Annotated in this window: 2 protein-coding genes; both read right to left on the reverse strand. The window is 66.6% G+C overall.

Annotated elements, in window-relative coordinates; genetic code table 11:
- The coding region (locus EN742_RS36615; RefSeq protein WP_128333969.1) for an ATP-binding cassette domain-containing protein at positions 1 to 337 on the reverse strand (337 nt) is incomplete at its 3' end.
- Positions 334 to 758 (reverse strand): ABC transporter permease (locus EN742_RS36620; RefSeq protein WP_148670598.1); only part of this gene is annotated, 425 nt, incomplete at its 5' end. The genes EN742_RS36615 and EN742_RS36620, both read right to left, overlap by 4 nt.

Genomic DNA, 758 nt, shown 5'->3' on the forward strand with positions numbered 1-758 from the left:
CTCCTTCTCCAGCCTCGGAGATTGGCGAAAGCGGATATGAGGGTCTGATCTCCCCCCTTGTGGGGGAGATGTCCGGCAGGACAGAGGGGGGCGCGAAGGAATGAGACGATGGAGATTCCGGAATTTGCCACTCGATCTCACCGTCAATCCTGGCAGACCTTGGCAGCAACCCAGCGATCGCCAGCGCCAGCGTGCTCTTGCCCGAACCGCTTTCGCCGATGATCGCTAGGCGCTCACCGGCCTCGATCTCCAGGCTGACACCCTTCAGCGCCGGCACCTCGCGGCCGTTGCCGCGGTAGGCGACCGTGAGGTCGCGCATGGAAAGCAGCGCCGTCACGACAGACTTCTCCGCACCGCTGTCGTCTCGACGATGCCTTCGCCGGCGAGGTAGACGCCGAGCACGGTCAGCACCAGCGCGATGCCGGGGATGATCGACAGGAAAGGCGCGGTGCGCAAAACAGCACGGCCTTCGGCGATCATGCCGCCCCAGGTGACGAGGTTGGGGTCGCCTAGGCCGAGAAAGGACAGGGCGGCTTCCGTCAGGATCGCCGCCGCGACGATCACCGAGGACAGTGCCAGCACCGGCGGCAGCGCGTTTGGGAGCACTTCGCGAAAGGCGATCTCGAGCGGATGCATGCCGATGACACGGGCGCCGGCGACATAGTCGCGTTCGCGGATCGACAGCACTTCGGCGCGCGCGACGCGCGCCGGTCCCGTCCAGGCGCCAAGCGCGATGGCCGCAACGACCACACCGAGGG

Source organism: Mesorhizobium sp. M4A.F.Ca.ET.020.02.1.1 (assembly GCF_004022645.1).
Lineage (GTDB): Bacteria > Pseudomonadota > Alphaproteobacteria > Rhizobiales > Rhizobiaceae > Mesorhizobium.